Annotated in this window: 1 pseudogene; it reads left to right on the top strand. The window is 70.6% G+C overall.

Features of this window, described 5'->3' with window-relative positions:
* Positions 1 to 381, top strand: a pseudogene (locus tag D7Y04_RS43790) (hypothetical protein); the annotation flags it as partial.

The following is a 381-nucleotide window of genomic DNA, read 5'->3' as shown; positions in this document are numbered from 1 at the left end:
CGTTCGTGGGCACGGGGCTGCCGGACGGGTGGCTCGTGGGGCCGCAGCCGGGGGATTCGCTGTGGTACAGCATCGGCGTGTACGCGGCGTCCGCGACGGTGGTGGAGGTGTCGCCGGGCGGGACGTACACGCTGCCTCGCGGCGGTGGCGGCGTGAACGCGATGCTTCACCTGGTGCCGGGGGTGAATACGTTCACGATTGATGTGACGGGCGAGACGGGACTGAAGACGTCACTGACGCGCACCGTGCGCTACGACAACTCGCCTCCGGAGGCGGAGCTGTTGGTCCCTGTGCCGGGCGGGATGTACAGCGGCGCGGTGACGCTCACGGCGCGGGTGACGGACTCGCTGACTGGCGTGCGGAGCGTGGCGTACACGCGGG

Origin of the sequence: Corallococcus sp. AB038B (genome assembly GCF_003668955.1) — a bacterium.
Taxonomy (GTDB): Bacteria; Myxococcota; Myxococcia; order Myxococcales; family Myxococcaceae; genus Corallococcus; species Corallococcus exiguus.
The sequence above is the reverse complement of the archived record's forward strand: the minus strand, read 5'-3'. Positions and strand labels throughout refer to the sequence as shown.